Annotated in this window: 20 protein-coding genes; 4 read left to right on the top strand and 16 right to left on the bottom strand. The window is 34.1% G+C overall.

Features of this window, described 5'->3' with window-relative positions; all coding sequences use genetic code 11:
• Position 1 precedes the first annotated feature (1 nt).
• From rplX to rpsL, 16 genes are all read right to left on the bottom strand, one after another.
• Complete coding sequence (gene rplX / locus Q0881_RS12400; protein ID WP_299160722.1) at positions 2-310, bottom strand: 50S ribosomal protein L24; 309 nt, start codon at positions 308-310, stop codon at positions 2-4.
• A gap of 12 nt (positions 311-322) precedes the next feature.
• On the bottom strand, positions 323-691 hold the full coding sequence (rplN, locus tag Q0881_RS12405; RefSeq protein WP_150900302.1) for a 50S ribosomal protein L14: 369 nt from the start codon (positions 689-691) through the stop codon (positions 323-325).
• A 1-nt stretch (position 692) separates the two neighbouring features.
• Positions 693-950, bottom strand: a complete 258-nt coding sequence (rpsQ, locus tag Q0881_RS12410; protein WP_099215304.1) for a 30S ribosomal protein S17 — start codon at positions 948-950, stop codon at positions 693-695.
• An 18-nt stretch (positions 951-968) separates the two neighbouring features.
• Positions 969-1160: a 50S ribosomal protein L29 gene (gene rpmC, locus Q0881_RS12415; RefSeq protein ID WP_299160725.1), complete on the bottom strand. Its 192-nt coding sequence runs from the start codon at positions 1158-1160 to the stop codon at positions 969-971.
• Between the two features lie 11 nt (positions 1161-1171).
• Positions 1172-1603, bottom strand: coding sequence for a 50S ribosomal protein L16 (rplP, locus tag Q0881_RS12420; RefSeq protein WP_299160727.1), 432 nt, complete (start codon positions 1601-1603; stop codon positions 1172-1174).
• Positions 1604-1625: 22 nt separating this feature from the next.
• Positions 1626-2348: a 30S ribosomal protein S3 gene (rpsC, locus tag Q0881_RS12425; protein ID WP_299160729.1), complete on the bottom strand. Its 723-nt coding sequence runs from the start codon at positions 2346-2348 to the stop codon at positions 1626-1628.
• A gap of 11 nt (positions 2349-2359) precedes the next feature.
• Positions 2360-2764 carry a 50S ribosomal protein L22 gene (rplV, locus tag Q0881_RS12430; RefSeq protein WP_299160731.1) on the bottom strand — a complete coding sequence of 135 codons (405 nt, stop codon included), beginning with the start codon at positions 2762-2764 and terminating at the stop codon, positions 2360-2362.
• A 9-nt stretch (positions 2765-2773) separates the two neighbouring features.
• On the bottom strand, positions 2774-3052 hold the full coding sequence (rpsS, locus tag Q0881_RS12435; RefSeq protein ID WP_150900307.1) for a 30S ribosomal protein S19: 279 nt from the start codon (positions 3050-3052) through the stop codon (positions 2774-2776).
• Positions 3053-3055: 3 nt separating this feature from the next.
• Complete coding sequence (rplB, locus tag Q0881_RS12440; protein ID WP_299160734.1) at positions 3056-3880, bottom strand: 50S ribosomal protein L2; 825 nt, start codon at positions 3878-3880, stop codon at positions 3056-3058.
• An 11-nt stretch (positions 3881-3891) separates the two neighbouring features.
• The gene (gene rplW / locus Q0881_RS12445; protein ID WP_299160736.1) at positions 3892-4182 is read right to left on the bottom strand and encodes a 50S ribosomal protein L23; all 291 of its coding nucleotides are present in this window, start codon (positions 4180-4182) and stop codon (positions 3892-3894) included.
• Between the two features lie 8 nt (positions 4183-4190).
• The gene (gene rplD, locus Q0881_RS12450; protein WP_299160737.1) at positions 4191-4820 is read right to left on the bottom strand and encodes a 50S ribosomal protein L4; all 630 of its coding nucleotides are present in this window, start codon (positions 4818-4820) and stop codon (positions 4191-4193) included.
• The gene (gene rplC, locus Q0881_RS12455; RefSeq protein ID WP_299160739.1) at positions 4820-5437 is read right to left on the bottom strand and encodes a 50S ribosomal protein L3; all 618 of its coding nucleotides are present in this window, start codon (positions 5435-5437) and stop codon (positions 4820-4822) included. Before rplC ends, rplD begins: the two co-directional genes overlap by 1 nt.
• A 285-nt stretch (positions 5438-5722) precedes the next feature.
• Positions 5723-6028: a 30S ribosomal protein S10 gene (gene rpsJ / locus Q0881_RS12460; RefSeq protein WP_024740605.1), complete on the bottom strand. Its 306-nt coding sequence runs from the start codon at positions 6026-6028 to the stop codon at positions 5723-5725.
• Between the two features lie 12 nt (positions 6029-6040).
• A complete protein-coding gene (gene fusA / locus Q0881_RS12465) occupies positions 6041-8158 on the bottom strand; it encodes an elongation factor G (RefSeq protein WP_299160741.1) in 2118 nt (705 codons plus the stop codon).
• 3 nt (positions 8159-8161) lie between these two features.
• Entirely contained in the window at positions 8162-8638 is a 477-nt protein-coding gene (gene rpsG / locus Q0881_RS12470; protein ID WP_299160743.1) for a 30S ribosomal protein S7, read from the bottom strand.
• A 29-nt stretch (positions 8639-8667) separates the two neighbouring features.
• Positions 8668-9042, bottom strand: a complete 375-nt coding sequence (rpsL, locus tag Q0881_RS12475) for a 30S ribosomal protein S12 (RefSeq protein ID WP_028887479.1) — start codon at positions 9040-9042, stop codon at positions 8668-8670.
• Between the two features lie 352 nt (positions 9043-9394).
• On the opposite strand from rpsL, the gene Q0881_RS12480 reads away from it, so the two are divergent.
• The 4 genes from Q0881_RS12480 (at position 9395) to Q0881_RS12495 (ending at position 19055) form a co-directional block, all read left to right on the top strand.
• Positions 9395-12634, top strand: a complete 3240-nt coding sequence (locus Q0881_RS12480; protein WP_299160746.1) for a SusC/RagA family TonB-linked outer membrane protein — start codon at positions 9395-9397, stop codon at positions 12632-12634.
• Positions 12635-12644: 10 nt separating this feature from the next.
• Positions 12645-14096, top strand: a complete 1452-nt coding sequence (locus Q0881_RS12485; protein WP_299160748.1) for a SusD/RagB family nutrient-binding outer membrane lipoprotein — start codon at positions 12645-12647, stop codon at positions 14094-14096.
• A 123-nt stretch (positions 14097-14219) separates the two neighbouring features.
• On the top strand, positions 14220-17510 hold the full coding sequence (locus Q0881_RS12490; protein WP_299160750.1) for a SusC/RagA family TonB-linked outer membrane protein: 3291 nt from the start codon (positions 14220-14222) through the stop codon (positions 17508-17510).
• A gap of 18 nt (positions 17511-17528) precedes the next feature.
• Entirely contained in the window at positions 17529-19055 is a 1527-nt protein-coding gene (locus Q0881_RS12495; RefSeq protein WP_299160753.1) for a RagB/SusD family nutrient uptake outer membrane protein, read from the top strand.
• Positions 19056-19327 lie beyond the last annotated feature (272 nt).

A 19327-nucleotide genomic window follows, 5' to 3' on the forward strand; every position in this document is an offset into this window, starting at 1 on the left:
GTTATATTGCTTTATCTGATTTTTTTGAAAATCTAACTTTCTTATCTCCTTCTACTTTATAACCAACTCTTACTGCTTCACCGTTTTCGATTAATGCAACGTTAGATATATGTAATGGAGCTTCTTTTTTTACAATTCCTCCTTGAGGACTAGCAGCACTTGGTTTAGTGTGTTTAGACACCATATTAACACCTTCTACTAAAACTCTATCTTTATCTTTAAGGATTTGTAAAACTTTACCTTCCGATCCTTTGTGATCTCCTGCTAATACTTTAACAGTATCTCCTGATTTAATTTTGAACTTCTTCATCTTAATGTCGATTTAAAGCACTTCAGGTGCTAATGATACTATCTTCATAAATTGCTTATCACGTAATTCACGGGCAACAGGACCAAATACACGAGTTCCTCTCATTTCCTCTGTAGGATTTAAAAGTACACAAGCATTATCATCAAATCTGATATATGATCCGTCTTTACGTCTAATTTCTTTCTTAGTACGAACAACAACTGCACGAGATACTTGACCTTTTTTTACAGTTCCGTTAGGAGTTGCAGACTTTACAGTTACTACAATTTTATCTCCAACGCTAGCGTAACGCTTTTTTGTTCCTCCTAAAACTCTAATCACTAAAACTTCTTTTGCTCCAGTGTTATCTGCGACTCTTAATCTTGATTCTGTCTGTAACATATTATTTAGCTCTTTCTAGGATTTCTACTAATCTCCAACGTTTAGATTTACTCATAGGACGCGTTTCCATTATCCTAACTGTATCACCTTCGTTGCAATCGTTATTCTCGTCATGTGCAACGTACTTTTTCGTTTTTAATACGAATTTACCGTACATTGGGTGCTTTACTCTTTTTACCTCATTAACAACAATAGATTTCTCCATTTTGTTACTAGATACTACACCGATTCTCTCTTTTCTAAGATTTCTTTTTTCCATCTTTAAAACTGACTAGAATTATTGTAATTCTCTTTTAGTTAACTCTGTAGCAATTCTTGCTACAGTTTTTCTTAAGCTTCTTAACTCTAATGGGTTCTCCAATGGAGTTATGGCGTGAGCCATCTTAAGATCCGTATAATTTTTCTTTAACGCCCCTAACTGCTCTTGTAAGTCTGCGATAGATAATTCTTTAATTTCTGATTGTTTCATGTCTTTTAGAATTAAGCGTTAAAATCAAAATCTCTTGCGATAACAAACTTCGTCTTTACAGGAAGTTTTTGTGCTGCTAAACGTAAAGCTTCTTTTGCTACGTCCATTGGTACTCCACCAACTTCAAACAAAATTCTACCTGGTTTAATTACTGCAACGAAATGATCAGGTGCACCTTTACCTTTACCCATACGTACTTCTAATGGCTTCTTAGTAATAGGTTTATCTGGAAATATTTTAATCCAAAGCTGCCCTTCTCTTTTCATATGACGAGTTGCCGCAATACGAGCTGCCTCTATTTGGCGAGAGGTTAATAGGTTTTGATCTAATGATTTGATACCAAACATTCCGTTAGAAAGTTGGTTTCCTCTATTAGAATTACCTTTCATATTACCTTTGGCCTTCTGTACCTTACGGTATTTTACTCTTTTTGGCTGTAACATTTTTAATTTCTAATTTTAAAAATTATTTTCTTCTGCGAGGTTGACGTTTTCCATTACCACCACCTTTATTTGCACCACCTTTTTGCTTAGATAGTCCAACTAATGGAGATAATTCACGTTTTCCATAAACCTCACCTTTCATAATCCATACCTTTACTCCGATTCTTCCGTATTGAGTATGGGCTTCAACAAGTGCATAATCGATATCTGCTCTAAAAGTAGAAAGAGGAATTCTTCCTTCTTTATAGTGCTCAGAACGTGCCATTTCTGCTCCGTTTAAACGACCAGATAATTGGATTTTAATCCCTTCTGCATTCATTCTCATTGAAGCTGCTATAGCCATTTTAGTAGCTCTCTTGTAAGAAATTCTATTTTCGATTTGACGTGCAACACTTGCAGCAACTAATTTAGCATCTAATTCTGGACGCTTAATTTCGAAAATATTAATTTGAACTTCTTTACTAGTAATTTTCTTAAGCTCTTCTTTTAACTTGTCTACCTCTTGACCTCCTTTACCAATAATGATACCAGGACGTGCCGTAGTGATAGTAACGGTTACAAGTTTTAAAGTACGCTCAATAATTACACGAGAAACACTTGCTTTAAATAATCTAGCATTAATATACTTTCTTATTTTATCATCTTCAGCTAATTTATCTCCGTAGTCATTTCCACCATACCAGTTAGATTCCCATCCTCTGATAATTCCTAAACGATTTCCTATTGGATTTGTTTTTTGTCCCATTTCTACTTTGATTAATTACTGTTATTTTTAGCACCTAACTCTAAAGTAACGTGATTAGAACGCTTACGAATTCTATGTGCACGACCTTGTGGAGCTGGTCTTAACCTTTTTAACATACCTGCGCTATCTACACAAATTGACTTCACGAATAATCCAGCATCTTCGATACTTGCATCTTCATTTTTAGCTTGCCAGTTAGCGATAGCTGATAATAATAACTTCTCTAAGTTACGTGATGCTTCTTTTGGACTAAACTTTAAGATTTGTAAAGCTTTTTCAACTTCTACTCCTCTTACTAAATCTGCTACCAAGCGCATTTTTCTTGGTGATGTAGGACAATTAGTTATTTTAGCGAAAGCTCTTGACTTTCTAGCTTCTTTTAACTGTGTTGCCATGTTATGTTTACGACTTCCCATAATTTCCTACTATTTTTTTCCTTTATTTTTTGCACCAGCGTGCCCTCTAAAAGAACGTGTTGGTGAAAATTCGCCTAATTTATGACCTACCATGTTTTCTGTAACGTAAACTGGTACAAACTGACGCCCGTTATGAACTGCAATTGTTTGACCAACGAAATCTGGAGTAATCATACTTGCTCTTGACCAAGTTTTGATAACTGATTTACTCTCAGTTTCAACGTTTGCCAACACCTTTTTCTCTAGTTTATAGTGAACGAAAGGTCCTTTTTTTAATGATCTTGCCATGTCTTATTTCTTTCTACGTTCTATAATATACTTATTACTAGCTTTAGTCTTAGATCTAGTCTTAAATCCTTTAGCTGGAATACCGTTTCTAGATCTTGGATGCCCTCCTGAAGAACGTCCTTCACCACCACCCATTGGGTGATCAACTGGATTCATTCTTACTGGGTTAGTTCTTGGTCTTCTACCTAACCATCTACTTCTACCTGCTTTACCAGATACTAATAATTGATGATCTGAGTTTGAAACAACTCCGATAGTAGCCATACAAGTTAATAAAATTAATCTTGTTTCCCCAGAAGGCAACTTAACTGTAGCATACTTTCCATCTCTTGCCATTAATTGAGCAAATGAACCAGCTGAACGAGCCATAACAGCTCCTTGATCTGGACGTAACTCTATACAAGAAATAGTAGTACCTAAAGGAATTTCACTTAAATACATAGCATTTCCAACTTCTGGAGCTACATTTTTCCCTGAAACGATTACTTGACCTACTTTTAAACCGTTTTGTGCAATTACATAACGCTTTTCACCATCAGCATAACTAACTAATGCAATAAATGCAGTACGATTTGGATCGTATTCGATAGTTTTTACTGTTGCAGGAATACCTTGCTTATCTCTTTTGAAATCGATAATACGGTATTTTTGTTTATGACCACCACCTATGTTACGTGTAGTCATTCTTCCCTGATTGTTTCGACCTCCAGATCGTTTTTTCGGAGCTAATAAAGATTTCTCCGGCTTATCAGTAGTAATGGTGTCGAACCCATTTACAACTCTAAAACGCTGACCTGGTGTTATTGGTTTTAATTTTCTAACTGACATTCTGTCTTTTCTTAAAGATTGTTATAAAAATCAATAGTTTCTCCTTCAGCTAACTGAACGATTGCTTTCTTGTATCCACTTTTTATCCCTGTTACTAAACCTTTTTTAGTGTATTTAGTATTTCTTTGAATAGGATAATTCATAGTTTTAACAGAAGTAATCGCTACACCATAAGCAGCTTCTACAGCTCCTCTGATTTCAACTTTGTTAGCTTTCTTACTTACAACAAATGTATAACGGTTATAAACCTCGCTATCGTTTGTTGCTTTTTCCGTAATAATAGGTTTTATTAAAATACTCATTTCGTTCCCTATTTACTTAAATTAGATTGAATTCCTTCTAAAGAGCTTTCAGAAATTACTACTTTGTTTGCATTTAAAACGCTGTAAGTATTAACTCCTGTTGCATTTACTACTTTAGATCCTTTTATGTTACGTGATGATAAGTAAACATTCTTACTTTCTTCACCTAATACAAATAAAGACTTTTTAGTATCTAACTCTAAAGCTTTTAAAACATTGATAAACTCTTTAGTTTTTGGAGTTTCAAAATTGAAATCTTCAACAACTACTAAATTGCTATCTTTTGCTTGAATACTTAAAGCTGACTTACGTGCTAAACGCTTTAAGTTCTTGTTCAATTTGAAAGAATAGTTTCTTGGTCTTGGTCCAAACATACGTCCACCACCTCTGAAAACTCCAGATTTGATAGAACCTGCACGTGCTGTACCAGTTCCTTTTTGTTTTTTAATCTTTCTTGTACTACCAGTAATCTCAGCTCTTTCTTTAGCTTTATGAGTACCTTGTCTTTGATTCGCCAAATATTGCTTTACATCTAAATAGATTGCATGATCATTTGGTTCAACACCGAATACTTCGCTAGAAAGTTCAACTTTTCTACCAGTATCTTTTCCTGTAATATCTAAAACTGCTACTTTCATTATTTTTCGATAGTTACAAAAGCATTTTTGTGACCAGGAATTGCTCCCTTTACAACGATAAGATTCTTATCTGCAACCACTTTTAATACTTTTAAATTTTGAACTTTTACACTGTCTCCACCCATACGACCTGCCATGCGCATTCCTTTGAATACTCTTGCAGGATATGATGCAGCACCAATCGAACCAGGAGCTCTTAAACGGTTATGTTGACCGTGAGTTGCTTGTCCAACTCCAGCAAAACCATGACGTTTAACTACACCTTGAAAACCTTTACCTTTAGAAACTCCAGAAACATCTACGAATTCTCCTTCTGTAAAGTGCTCAACTGTAATTGAATCTCCTAATTTGTACTCTCCATCAAAACCTTGAAACTCAACGACTTTTTTCTTAGCAGATGTACCAGCTTTTTTAAAGTGACCATCTAAAGCTTTATTAGAGCTTTTTGCTTTTTTGTCATCGAAACCAAGTTGTAACGCGCTATACCCGTCAACTTCTTCGGTTCTGACTTGGGTAACCACGCATGGACCTGCTTCGATTACAGTACAAGGAATATTCTTCCCGTTCTCATCGAATAAGCTGGTCATACCTACTTTTCTACCTATTAACCCAGACATATTTGTTAATTTTAAGACGATAGATTTTATTTTATCCAGCGCGTCTATTAATAATTATTATTTGAAACAAAAGTTTCAGTTTTCCTTTATTTTTCTCAAAAAAAAAGAGCGAAAAACATCTTCACTCTGAATTTGTTTTTACCATTTTTCCTTCGCGAAACCCTCAGGACATGTTAAATTCTAACAAAACATTAGAATTTTTACACCACGAAACATAAATTTCGGTGTGCAAAAGTAAAAAAAACTTTCGGTTTAACAAAATTAAACCGAAAGTTAGTGTTTTACTTATACTTTAATCTCAACTTCAACCCCACTTGGTAACTCAAGTTTCATTAAAGCATCAATAGTTTTTGAAGAAGAACTATAAATGTCTAATAATCTTTTGTAAGCAGATAATTGAAATTGCTCTCTAGATTTTTTGTTTACGTGTGGTGAACGTAATACTGTAAAAATCTTTTTATTTGTTGGTAAAGGAATTGGACCGTTTACTACAGCTCCAGTTGACTTTACTGTCTTTACGATTTTTTCAGCAGATTTATCTACTAAATTGTAATCGTAAGATTTTAATTTAATTCTAATTTTTTGGCTCATCTTAATATCTTATTAACCTTTAGCTTTTGCAATTACATCTTCAGAAACGTTAGATGGAGTTTCTGCATAGTGAGAAAATTCCATTGTAGAAGTTGCTCTACCAGAAGACATTGTTCTTAAAGCTGTTACATATCCGAACATTTCAGATAATGGAACTAATGCTTTTACAACTTTAGAACCGTTACGATCACTCATATCGTTAACCTGCCCTCTTCTTCTATTTAAGTCTCCTACGATATCTCCCATGTTTTCTTCAGGAGTTAACACTTCTAATTTCATCAATGGCTCCATAATTTTAGCTCTTGCAGCTTTTGCAGCAGCTTTATAACCCATTTTTGCAGCTAACTCAAAAGATAATTGATCAGAATCCACAGGGTGGAAAGATCCATCTCTTAAAGTTACTTTCATTGAATCCATTTCGTATCCTGCTAAAGGACCGTTCTTCATTGCTTCTTTGAATCCTTTTTCTACAGACGGTACAAATTCCTTAGGAACATTACCACCTTTAATTACAGATTCGAATTGTAAACCTTGAACACCTTCATCAGCTGGTTCCATAGTAAATACGATATCAGCAAACTTACCACGTCCACCAGATTGTTTCTTATAAACTTCTCTGTGATCAGCAGCTTGTGTAATAGCCTCTTTGTATTCTACTTGTGGTTGACCTTCGTTCACTTCTACCTTGAATTCACGTTTTAAACGATCAACAATAATATCTAAGTGTAACTCACCCATTCCAGAAATAATAGTCTGTCCTGAAGCTTCATCTGTCCTTACTGTAAACGTTGGATCTTCTTCAGCTAATTTTGCTAAAGACATACCTAATTTATCTACATCTGCTTTAGTTTTAGGTTCTACCGCGATACCAATTACTGGATCAGGGAAGTCCATCGATTCTAAAACGATTGGATTCTTTTCATCAGATAAAGTATCTCCAGTCTTAATAGACTTAAATCCTACTGCCGCTCCAATATCTCCTGCCTCGATATAATCAATAGCATTTTGTTTATTAGAGTGCATTTGATAGATACGTGAGATACGCTCTTTTTTACCTGAACGGTTATTTAACACATAAGAACCTGCATCTAAACGCCCTGAATATGCACGGAAAAATGCTAAACGTCCTACAAAAGGATCTGTAGCAATTTTAAATGCTAATGCAGAGAAAGGCTCTTTTGCATCTGGCTTACGAGAAATCTCATCACCTGTATTAGGGTCAGTTCCAATAATAGCATCCTTATCTACCGGTGAAGGTAAATAACGACATACTGCATCTAATAAGAACTGTACTCCTTTATTTTTAAAGGCCGATCCACAAATCATAGGAATGATAGACATATCCATTACAGCAGCACGAAGCGCAGCGTGCACTTCATCTTCAGTAATAGAGTTTTCATCTTCCATAAATTTCTCTAAAAGATTCTCATCATAAGCAGCAACTTCTTCAATAAGTTTACCTCTTAATTCAGCAGCTTCTTCTTTTAAATCTTCTGGAATATCAACGATATCAAAAGTAGCACCTTGAGTATGATCATGCCATATAATAGCACGGTTCTTTACTAAATCTACAATACCTTTAAACTCATCTTCATCACCAATATTCATTACAATTGGAACTGCATTAGACTTCAACATATCCTTAACTTGCTGACAAACTGCCATAAAGTTAGATCCTTGACGGTCCATTTTGTTTACAAATCCAATTCTTGGCACTTTATAATTATCAGCTAATCTCCAGTTAGTTTCTGATTGAGGCTCAACACCATCAACAGCACTAAATAAGAAAACTAATCCATCAAGAACTCTTAATGAACGGTTAACCTCTACTGTAAAATCAACGTGACCAGGAGTATCAATAATATTAAAGTGATATCCTTTAGTATCTTTTGTTGGCTGACCATTTTCAACAGGAAACTTCCACTCACAAGTAGTAGCTGCAGAAGTAATTGTAATACCTCTTTCTTGCTCTTGTTCCATCCAGTCCATAGTTGCAGCACCATCATGCACCTCACCAATCTTATGACTTACACCTGTATAATATAATACACGCTCAGTTGTAGTAGTTTTACCAGCATCAATATGTGCAGCAATACCAATATTTCTTGTAAATTTTAAATTTCTAGCCATTTCTTAGAATCTAAAGTGTGAGAATGCTTTGTTTGCTTCAGCCATCTTATGAGTATCTACTCTTTTCTTAACCGCAGCTCCTTCTTCTTTAGCAGCAGCTAAAATTTCAGCAGCTAAACGTTGCGCCATAGTTTTCTCATTACGCTTACGCGTATAAGTAATTAACCATTTTATCGCCATAGAAACCTTACGGTCTGGACGAATTTGCATTGGTATTTGGAATGTAGCTCCACCAACACGACGAGATCGAACCTCTACATGCGGCATAACATTAGACAAACCGTCTTTCCAAATTTCTAGTGCTGACTTTTCCTCATCAGTCTTTTTTTCTTCTACGATATCCATTGCATCGTAAAATACTTTAAAAGCTACAGATTTTTTACCATCCCACATTAAGTTATTTACAAAACGTGTTACCAGTTGATCATTAAACTTAGGATCTGGTAAAAGAATTCTTTTTTTCGCTTTTCTTTTTCTCATGTCTTTACATTAAAAAAGTTAATTAATCTTTACTTCTTTGGGCGTTTTGCTCCATACTTCGATCTACGTTGAGTTCTTCCCTCAACTCCCGCTGTATCTAAAGCCCCACGTACAACGTGATACTTAACTCCTGGCAAATCTTTTACCCTTCCACCTCTAACTAATACTATCGAGTGCTCTTGCAAGTTATGACCTTCACCTGGGATATACGCGTTAATTTCGTTACCATTTGTTAATCTTACCCTTGCTACCTTACGCATTGCTGAGTTAGGTTTCTTAGGTGTAGTGGTATACACACGCGTACAAACTCCACGTCTCTGAGGACAAGCTTGTAATGCAGCCGATTTACTCTTCTTAGTTATTTTGGTTCTTCCTTTACGAACTAATTGTTGAATAGTTGGCATACTATTATTCCTTGTTTTTAATTTGTACTTAAATTACTCTAATTTTAAGAGTGTGCAAATGTACACTATTTTTCTAATTATTCAAATATCAATGAGTTATTTTCGGTAAAAAAAACAAACGACAGTATAAATTTAACTTATTTCTATAAAAAATTAACTAATTACGTACACCTCCCCTTCCTTAATTTTATTTCTGAGTATTTTACTCATAAAGTAATAAGTCTCCTCTCTCACCCAAACCTTACATGTTAAATCAAAACATTCATCTTTTTTTAAGAAAAAATTAAGCTTTATGTTGTTTTATTAATAATATTTTATGACTTTTGATGCAATTAATTCAAATAATTACACAATGAAAACAAAGTTTAATGGAATTTTAACGCTTTTTTTAGCGTTACTTGTTCAAATTACATTTGCGCAAGAAAGAACAATTTCAGGTGTGGTTTCTGACGAAACTGGTCCTTTACCTGGAGTTAATGTATTAAAAAAAGGAACCGCCACTGGAGTTGAATCAGATTTCAATGGAAACTACTCTATCCAAGCTAAAACTGGAGACATTCTTATTTTTAGTTTTGTAGGTATGAAAACCATTGAAAAAACTGTTGGAGCTTCAAACTCAATCAACATTTCTATGGCCAGCGACAATGTTCTAGACGAAGTTGTTGTTACCGCACTAGGTATATCGAGAGATAAAAAATCTTTAGGTTACGCTACTCAAGAAGTAAAAGGGGAAGCGCTTACAACTAACAAAAGTGGAAACTTTGTTAATGCTTTATCAGGAAAAGCTTCTGGTATTCAAATTAGAAAAAACAACAACATGGGAGGTTCTACCAATGTTGTAATACGTGGTAATGCTTCACTTACAGGAAGCAACCAAGCTCTATTTGTTATTGATGGAGTTCCTATTAGTAATTCAAATTCAAATTCTGCTAACCAAGCTCAAGCTGTTGGTGGCTACTATGATTATGGTAATGCCGCTTCAGATATTAACCCCGAAGACATCGAATCTATCAACATTCTTAAAGGAGCTGCTGCGTCAGCCCTATATGGTTCTAGAGCAGCCAATGGTGTTATTATGATAACTACCAAAAAAGGGAAAAATGCAAAAGGATTAGGAATAACAATCAATTCTGGTTTAACTTTTGGTAAAATTGATAAAAGTACCTTTGCTAAATACCAAACTAAATATGGTGCAGGTTATGGTCATTATTATGACGGACCTGATAACCACTGGTATTTAGAAGATATTACTGGAGACGGAAATAATGATCAAGTTGCATTATATACAGAAGACGGTTCTTATGGTGCTGCTTTCGACTCTAATTTATCAGTTTACCAATGGGATTCTTTTGATCCAGATTCTCCAAATTACAGAACAGCTACCCCTTGGGTTAATGCTAAAAATGGTCCTGACACCTTTTTTGAATCTCCAGTTACTATAACCAACTCAGTATCTTTAGCTCAATCTTTAGAGAAAGGAAACTACAGAGTAAATTATACACAATTCGACCAATCTGGCTTAATGCCAAATAGCTCAATTAAAAAGCATAATTTTTCAATGAGCGGAAATCTTAAGTTAAATGAAAAATTTACTGCTACAGCTTATGCTAATTACATTAAAACAAAAGGAAAGGGTCGTAACTCTACTGGATATGGTGATAACATCCTATCAATGTTTAAACAATGGTGGCAAACGAATGTTGATTTAAAACAACAAAAAGATATCTATTTTTCTACAAGAAGAAATGTAACATGGAACCCTGCAACTGCACAAGCTGGTTCTGCTCCTATATTTTGGGACAATCCATATTGGTCAAGATACGAAAACTACCAAAATGACTCTAGAGACCGTTTTGTAGGTAACGTTTCTTTAAATTACGTAGTAAATGACTGGTTAAATATTACTGGTAGAATAGCTACAGATACATATAATGAATTACAAGAAGAACGAAGAGCTAATGGTAGTGTTGCTTCGGCTTTTGGAGTAAGTAGAGGTAGTGTTGATTCAGGATACGGAAGAAGAAACATATCTAACACCGAAACCAATTACGATTTAATGTTTAATTTTGACAAGGATTTAAGTGATAGATTTAACTTAAAAGCTATATTAGGTACAAATATTAGAAGAAATACATTTAAATCTATATACGCATCTACATCTGGAGGATTAAGTGTTCCTAAACTTTACTCTTTACAAAACAGTGTAGGTCCTTTACCTTTACCTGTTGAAAGAGACGAAAGAGTTGGTGTAGACGGAGTTTATGCAAGTGCCTCTTTAGGTTATGACGATACATTCTTTTTTGATGCTACCTTAAGAAGAGATCATTCATCAACTTTACCAGCAGACAATAGTACATTCTACTACCCTTCTTTTGCAGGTAGTTTTGTATTTTCTAAATTAACTAATGCTGATTGGTTATCATTTGGTAAACTTAGAGCTAATTACGCCGAAGTTGGTAACAGTGCTCCATTTGATTTCTTAAATGACACTTTTGTTGTAAACATCCCTCCAGGATCACCTAGTACTTCTGTTGGAAACACAAAAAAGAATCTTAATTTAAAGCCTGAGAGAACAAAAAGTTTTGAGATTGGTTTAGAGATGAAGCTATTAAAAAATCGTTTAGGTTTTGATTTTGCTTATTACAAAAACAATTCTGTTGATCAGATTGTAAGAGTACCTGTATCTACGGCTACTGGTTACCTTAACAAGGTATTAAATGCCGGAGAAATTGAAAATAAAGGTCTTGAATTATCTTTAAACGGTACTCCAATAAAAACTGATGATTTTACATGGAATGCAAATGTAAACTGGTCTAAAAACCAAAGTAAGGTTCTTTCATTAGCTGAAGGAATTACAAATTTACAATTAGGTTCTTTCCAAGGTGGTGTTACAATCAACGCAACAGTTGGACAACCTTATGGCGTTATTCAAGGTACGGATTACACATACTTAAATGGAGAGAAAGTTGTTGATGCATCAAATGGACAATATGTTAAAACTGGAACTTCAGATAATGTTATTGGTGACACTAATCCAGATTGGTTAATGGGAATTTCAAACAGTTTTAAATACAAAAACTTTTCATTAAGCTTCCTTATTGACATTCAAAAAGGTGGTAGTATTTTCTCTTTAGATCAATATTATGGTCTAGCTACAGGTTTATATGCTGAAACTTCATTTACAAATGACTTAGGGAATCCTGTAAGAAATACAATTGCAAATGGTGGTGGATTTATTAACCCTGGTGTTAATGCAAATGGTAATGCAAATACTACTCGTATTAGAGCTGATAGATTTGGTGCTTTCGGATATAGAAGAGGTTTACCAAATGCTGCTTTTGTTTACGATGCTAGTTTTGTAAAATTAAGAGAAGTTGCAATAACATATAACTTAACAGATAAATTATTAGATAAAACATTCTTAACAGGAGGTTCTATCAGTTTAACTGGTTCTAATTTATGGATTATCCATAAAAATTTACCACATGCAGATCCTGAATCTGGATTATCAGCTGGTAACTTACAAGGATATTCTGTTGGTTCTCTTCCTACAACAAGAGATTTTGGATTTAACGTTAAATTACAATTCTAAAAATAACAAAATGAAAAAAATATTAATTTTAGTAGCAGCAATATTTATTGCTTCTTGTTCTGATAATTTAGAAGGCTTAAATCAGAATATTAAAGATCCAGCTGCTGTACCAGGAGAAAGTTTGTTTACTGGAGCGCAAAAAGCCTTAGCTGATCAGGTTGTTGACCTAAACGTTAACAATAACAACACGAAACTTTGGTCTCAATATTTACAAGAAACTACTTATACAGATGAAAGTAATTATGATCAATTAACTCGTAATATTCCTCAACAACAATGGGATATTTTATATAAAGATGTATTAAAAGATTTAGATGAAGCTAAGAACGTAATTACTGCAACTACTTACACAACTGCAGAATTAAATGCTCTAAAGCCTAATAAATTAGCTATTATAGAAGTTTTAAATGTATATACATATGCTTTATTAGTTGAAACGTTTGGTAATGTACCATACACAGAAGCTTTAGATATTAACAATTTACTACCTAAATATGATGACGGTTTAACTGTATATAGAGATTTAATAGTTCGCTTAACTACTGCTATTAACACACTTGATACTAGTTTAGCTAGTTACGGTTCAGCTGATAACATTTATAATGGAGATGTTACGAAATGGAAAAAATTTGCAGCTTCTTTAAAATTAAGGATGGGAATTTTGCTTTCTGACGTAGATAATGCACTTGCAAAATCTACAGTAGAATCTGCTGTTACTGCAGGTGTTTTTACTAGTAATGCTGATAATGCTGATTTCACATATTATTCTGCCGATCCAAACACTAACCCAATACATGACAACTTAGTATTAAGCGGAAGACATGATTTTGTTGCTGCAAAAACAATAGTAGACATGTTGAATACATTAGCGGACCCAAGAAGAGCTACGTACTTTGAAGAAGTACCAGCTGGAGGCTACGTAGGTGGAACTATAGGTTCTACATCTGGTTACGCATCTCACTCTCATGTAGATCCAGTAGTAGAAGCTGCAACAACTCCAGGTGTACTTTTTGATTATGCTGAAGTTGAGTTTTTATTAGCTGAAGCAACTGCTCGTACTTTTGCTGTAGGTGGCACTACAAAAAGTCATTATGATGCTGGAATTACAGCTTCTTTTGAAGATTGGGGATTAACTGCTGCTGATGCTACAACATACTTAGCAACACCTGCTGTTGATTACGCAACTGTTTTAGCTGCTAGTACAGCCACTACTCCTTGGAAAGAAGTAATTGGTAATCAAAAATGGATAGCCTTATTTAATAGAGGTTTAGAAGCTTGGACTTCAATAAGACTTTTAGATTTTCCTACAATGGCGACTCCAACTGATGCTGTTTCTGGTTTTCCAAATAGATACACATATCCAGTAGTTGAACAAACTTTGAATGGAACTAATTATACAGCCGCTGCCGCTGCTATAGGTGCGGATACTGCTGAACAAAAACTATTCTGGGATCTTAATTAATCTTCATAATATTTTGTAATTATTTAAAGTCCTGATAAAATCAGGGCTTTTTTTTTGTTAAAAAATTGTATATTTAAGATAAAATTAAGATTTTAGCGATTAATTAATTCAAATAATTACATAATGAGAACAAAGTTTAATGGAATTTTAACACTTTTACTAGTGTTATTTGTGCAAATATCTTTTGCGCAAGACAAGACGATTTCAGGGACCGTCGCCGATGAATCTGGCCCACTTCCTGGAGTGACAGTCATAAAAAAAGGTACTACTCAGGGTACTGAAACAGATTTTGACGGAAATTATGCTATCAAAGTTAAAACTGGAGAAGTTTTAGTTTTTAGTTTTGTAGGTATGAAAACTGTTGAAAGAACTGTTGGAGCATCAAATCGTATTGATGTAACAATGGAAAACGACAATTTACTAGAAGAGGTTGTAGTTGTTGGTTATGGTACAAGTACAAAAAGAGCATTTGCTGGTACGGCTTCTACTGTAAAAACTGAGAACCTTGAAGCTAAATCATTCTCAAATGTATCTCAAGCTTTAGCTGGTGAGATTGCTGGTGTTACGGTAATAAATACATCTGGACAACCAGGTTCTATTGGTACTGTACGTATTAGAGGTTATGGTTCACCAAATGGTAACCGTGCTCCTTTGTACGTTGTTGATGGTGTTCAGCTTTCTGGAAACTTCGAATTAAACTCAATTAATCCATCAGATATTAAAAGTACTACTGTATTAAAAGATGCAACGGCTACTGCGATTTATGGATCTAGAGGTGCAAATGGAGTTGTATTAATCACTACAAAAACTGGTACTTCTTCTGAAAGAGGTTACATTGAAGTTGATGTTAAAACAGGTGTAAATACGCAAGTTATTCCTAGATATGATGTATTAACTTCTCCTGAACAATATGTTGGTTTAGTGTGGGAAGGTTTATATAACAGAGGTGTTGTAACTGGTCAAGCTGATCCGGTTGCTTTTGCTAACGGTAGATTATTAACTGACAATGGTATTGGTGCAGGTTATAACATGTGGAATGCTGCAACTGCTGCCGATTTAATTGACCCTGCTACAAGAACTGTAAGAAGTGGTGTTAGTAGATTATTTAATCCTGAAAAATATAGTGATTTAGCTTTTGGAGATGGTATAAGAACTGAAGCTAACTTAAGAATGGGTGGTGGTTCTGAAAAATCTAAATATTATGTTTCTATGGGATATTTAGATGATAAAGGATATTCTATTAATTCTGATTATAAAAGATATTCTACAAGATTAAACTTAACTTCTGATCTTAAAGATTGGTTAAAAGTTGGAGCTAATTTAGGTTACTCTTATTCTGAAAGTACTAATAATGGACAAATTGCTGGTTCTGAAAATGTTTTCGAATTTGCAGATAAAATGGCTCCTATATATCCAGTTTTTGCTAGATATCCTAATACTGGAGATTTAATTCCTGATCCAATTTATGGTGGATACCAATATGATTATGGTTCTCCAACAGGAACTACAGCTCCAAATCCATTTACAAGAAACCGTCCAAATGCAAACTTATTAAATCCAATTGGTTCTGCTTTATTAGATTTTGATGGGAGAAACACTCATGCAATAAATGGTAATTTCTCAATGGATTTCAAATTAACAGATGAATTATCTTTTGAAACTAGATTTGGAGGACAGTATTCATTTGAAAAGAGAAACAATACATCTAACCATGTTTATGGTACAGGTGCAAACCCTCATGGAACTATTACTGTTAGAGATAGAACAAGATGGACTATGAATTTCTTACAATTATTACGTTATAAGAAATCATTTGGAGATCATAATTTAGAAGTTTTAGCTGCACATGAAACATTTGAAAGAAGTTTTGGGCAATCTAGACAATTCAAAGAAAATGTTATTGTTCCAGGTTTATATAACTTAAGTAATTACTCTTTAAGTTCTGGACCAGCTGATGGTTATTTCAACAACTCAGGTTTAGAATCATATTTTGGACAGGCTAACTATAACTTTAAGAACAAATATTACTTTACAGCTTCTTTAAGAACAGATGGTTCTTCTCGTTTTATTAAAGAGAAATGGGGAACATTTGGTTCTGTAGGTGCTTCTTGGATTGTTTCTGAAGAAGATTTTATGGCTGATAGCTTTATCTCATTCTTAAAAGCTAAAGTATCTTGGGGTGTTACTGGTGATCAAACTGGTGCTGCAACTAGTTCTGGTTTAACTACATTCAATAATGGTTTTGTTGGAGGTTTAGCTCTTGATGAAAGATTAGTTGGAGATTCTAACTTAACTTGGGAAACGTCAAAAATGTTACAAGGAGGTTTAGAAATGTCTTTTGGTAACTATTTAGATGCTAATTTTGATTACTATAGAAAAAATACAGATGGTTTATTCTTTAACCAAAGAGTAGGTCCTTCTGCTGGTTTCTCTTCAGTATTAGTGAATACTGCAGAAGTATTAAATGCAGGTCTTGAATTTGATTTAACTGGTCACCTTATTAATACAGAAGACTTTAAATTAGATTTATCATTAAACGGTGAATTATTAGAAAACGAAATGGTAACTATGCCATTTGACAGTACTACTGGATTACCAAAAGTAATTGACGAAAATTCAAGTGCTGATGGTGCTTATGCATATTCTGTTGGACGTTCAATTTTTGATTTTTATATGAGAGAATGGGCTGGTGTAGATCCTGCTGATGGAGCTCCAATGTGGTACCAATATTATGATGATAAAAACAACAATGATGTTTTAGATGCTGGTGAAGGGGATTTCTCTACATTAGAAAATGGAGATGCTAGTTCAACAAGTTCTTTATATGAATACGAACAAAGTGCTACTGGTGCTAATATAAAAAGACAGACTACTAAAACGTATGCAAATGGTACGCAAAAATATCTTGATAAATCATTTATTCCTGATGTAAGAGGTGCTTTTAGATTATCAGGTAAAATCAAGAACTTTGATTTTTCTACACAATTTACTTATAGTTTAGGTGGTTATGCTTATGATAATCAGTATGCTGAATTAATGAGTGACCGTTTTGGAGCTGCTGGAAACAATTTCCATTCAGATATTACTAATAGATGGCAAAAAGCTGGTGACATTACAGATGTACCTGCTTTAACCGATAATGCTGTGACTAACTCAACTTCACAATCTTCTCGTTTTATTACGAGTACAGATTTTATTGCCCTTAACAATGCAAGAATAGGTTATACTGTACCTAGTACATTTATGGCTAACTCTGGTGTTGATGCGATTAACCTATGGATTTCAGGAGATAACCTTTTCACTAAAACTGCTAGAGCTGGTTTTAATCCTGCAGTTACAGAAATAGGAAGTTCGGCACGTAGAATTTATGCGCCTGCTACAACAATAACAATGGGTGTTAGAGTTAAATTTTAATCACAAAATATTATTATTATGAAACAAATTTTTAAATTAATTCTTGCCACTGCCGTGTTCAGTTTGAGCTATGGTTGTGCTGATGAATTATTAAACAATAGTGGGACATCTGGTACTAGCCAGCCTACACAATTTCTTACTTCAGATCAATTAAGCTTTGGGGGAGAAACAAATTTAGATATCCCTGCTGCTTTTGTAAATGGTATGTACTCTCAAATGGTACAAACAGGTACAGGTGGTACAAACTTAAGCCATGATGATTTTGGTCATAAAGGTTATGATATCTATGGAGATATGCTTTCAGGAGATATGTCTTTAAGCGTTAGTACTTATGGATGGTATCGTTCTGAAATCTCTGAATTTCAAGCTCCTTTAGATTTTACTAGAGGTAGAAACAGAATGGTATGGAGATATTATTACAGACTTATTAGATCTGCTAATAATATAATTCAAAATTTAGGTGGTAACGATGCTGTACCAACTGTACAAGAAAATAAATTTAATATGGGTCAGGCGAAAGCTATGCGTGCTCATTCATACTTTTATTTAACTCAATATTACCAAAAAGAGTACAATGCTAGTGAAGCTATTTTACCAATGCCTTTAGCGCCAATTGGAAGTAACTTAGCTAAATCTACGGCAGGTGATATATACACTCAAATGGAGAAAGATTTAACTGAAGCTATTAGTTTATTAAACGGTTTCACTAGAACTGCTAAAAGTGCTGTTAATCAAGATGTAGCAAAAGGAATCTTAGCTTATGTTTTAGGTGCTAAAGGAGGTAGAGATGCTGAAGTAGCAACTCTTACTCAAGAAGTTATTAATGCTGGTGGTTATACTATGTTAGCACCTAGCCAATTAGTTGCTGCTTCTGGTGGTGTTAATGGTTTTGATGATGTAAATTCTGCTAGTTGGATGTGGGGTGTTGATCTTACAGAAACTATCGGTCTTGGATTAGTATCTTGGTGGGGACAAGTTGATGCTTGGTCTTATAGTTATGCTTGGGCTGGAGATTATAAAGCTATAGATAAGTCTTTATATGACGCTATTCCTGCAAATGACTTCAGAAAAGGTCAGTTCTTTGGAAATTCTGCAAGTGGAAGGTATTTACAACCTTTATACAAATTTAAAGCTTCTGATAACATTGGTGGAGCATCTCAAACTGTTACTGCAGATTACGTATATATGCGTATAGAAGAGATGTATTTAATGAATGCTGAAGCTAATGCTCGTGCTGGTGCTGAAGGTGCTGCTAGAATAAGCTTAAAAGCTTTAATGGCTAACAGAGTTCCAGATAACTCTTACATTGATGCATTATCAGGTCAAGCTTTATTAGATGAAATTTATTTACAAACTCGTATCGAAATGTGGGGTGAAGGAAAAAGTTTCTTAGCAATGAAGCGTAATAAAGCAACTACTTCAAGAGGTACAAATCATTTATCTTTTGTTGGTACTGCTATACCTTATAATGATGAAAGAATGCAATTTGAAATTCCTTTAGATGAAATTCAAAATAATCCTTTCATTAGCGATCAAAATCAATAGTATTTATTGCATATCATACCACTACCTATATAGGTAGTGGTATTTTTATTTAATTATTCCCCAATAATCTAATAATAATATTAATATTAAACTCAACTATATGAAGAATGTACTTTTCTTTATTAATGGAACTATCTTATTTGAATTTCTTTTAACAGAAATTGTAAATACAGGTTACATTAGTAATAAAAAATAATATTCTTTGTATCAAAATGCTACAACCTTAAAAAGGTTGTAGCATTTTTTATTATTTATTTTCCCCAACAAATTAA

The sequence above is a fragment of the uncultured Tenacibaculum sp. genome, from assembly GCF_947494125.1.
Lineage (GTDB): Bacteria > Bacteroidota > Bacteroidia > Flavobacteriales > Flavobacteriaceae > Polaribacter.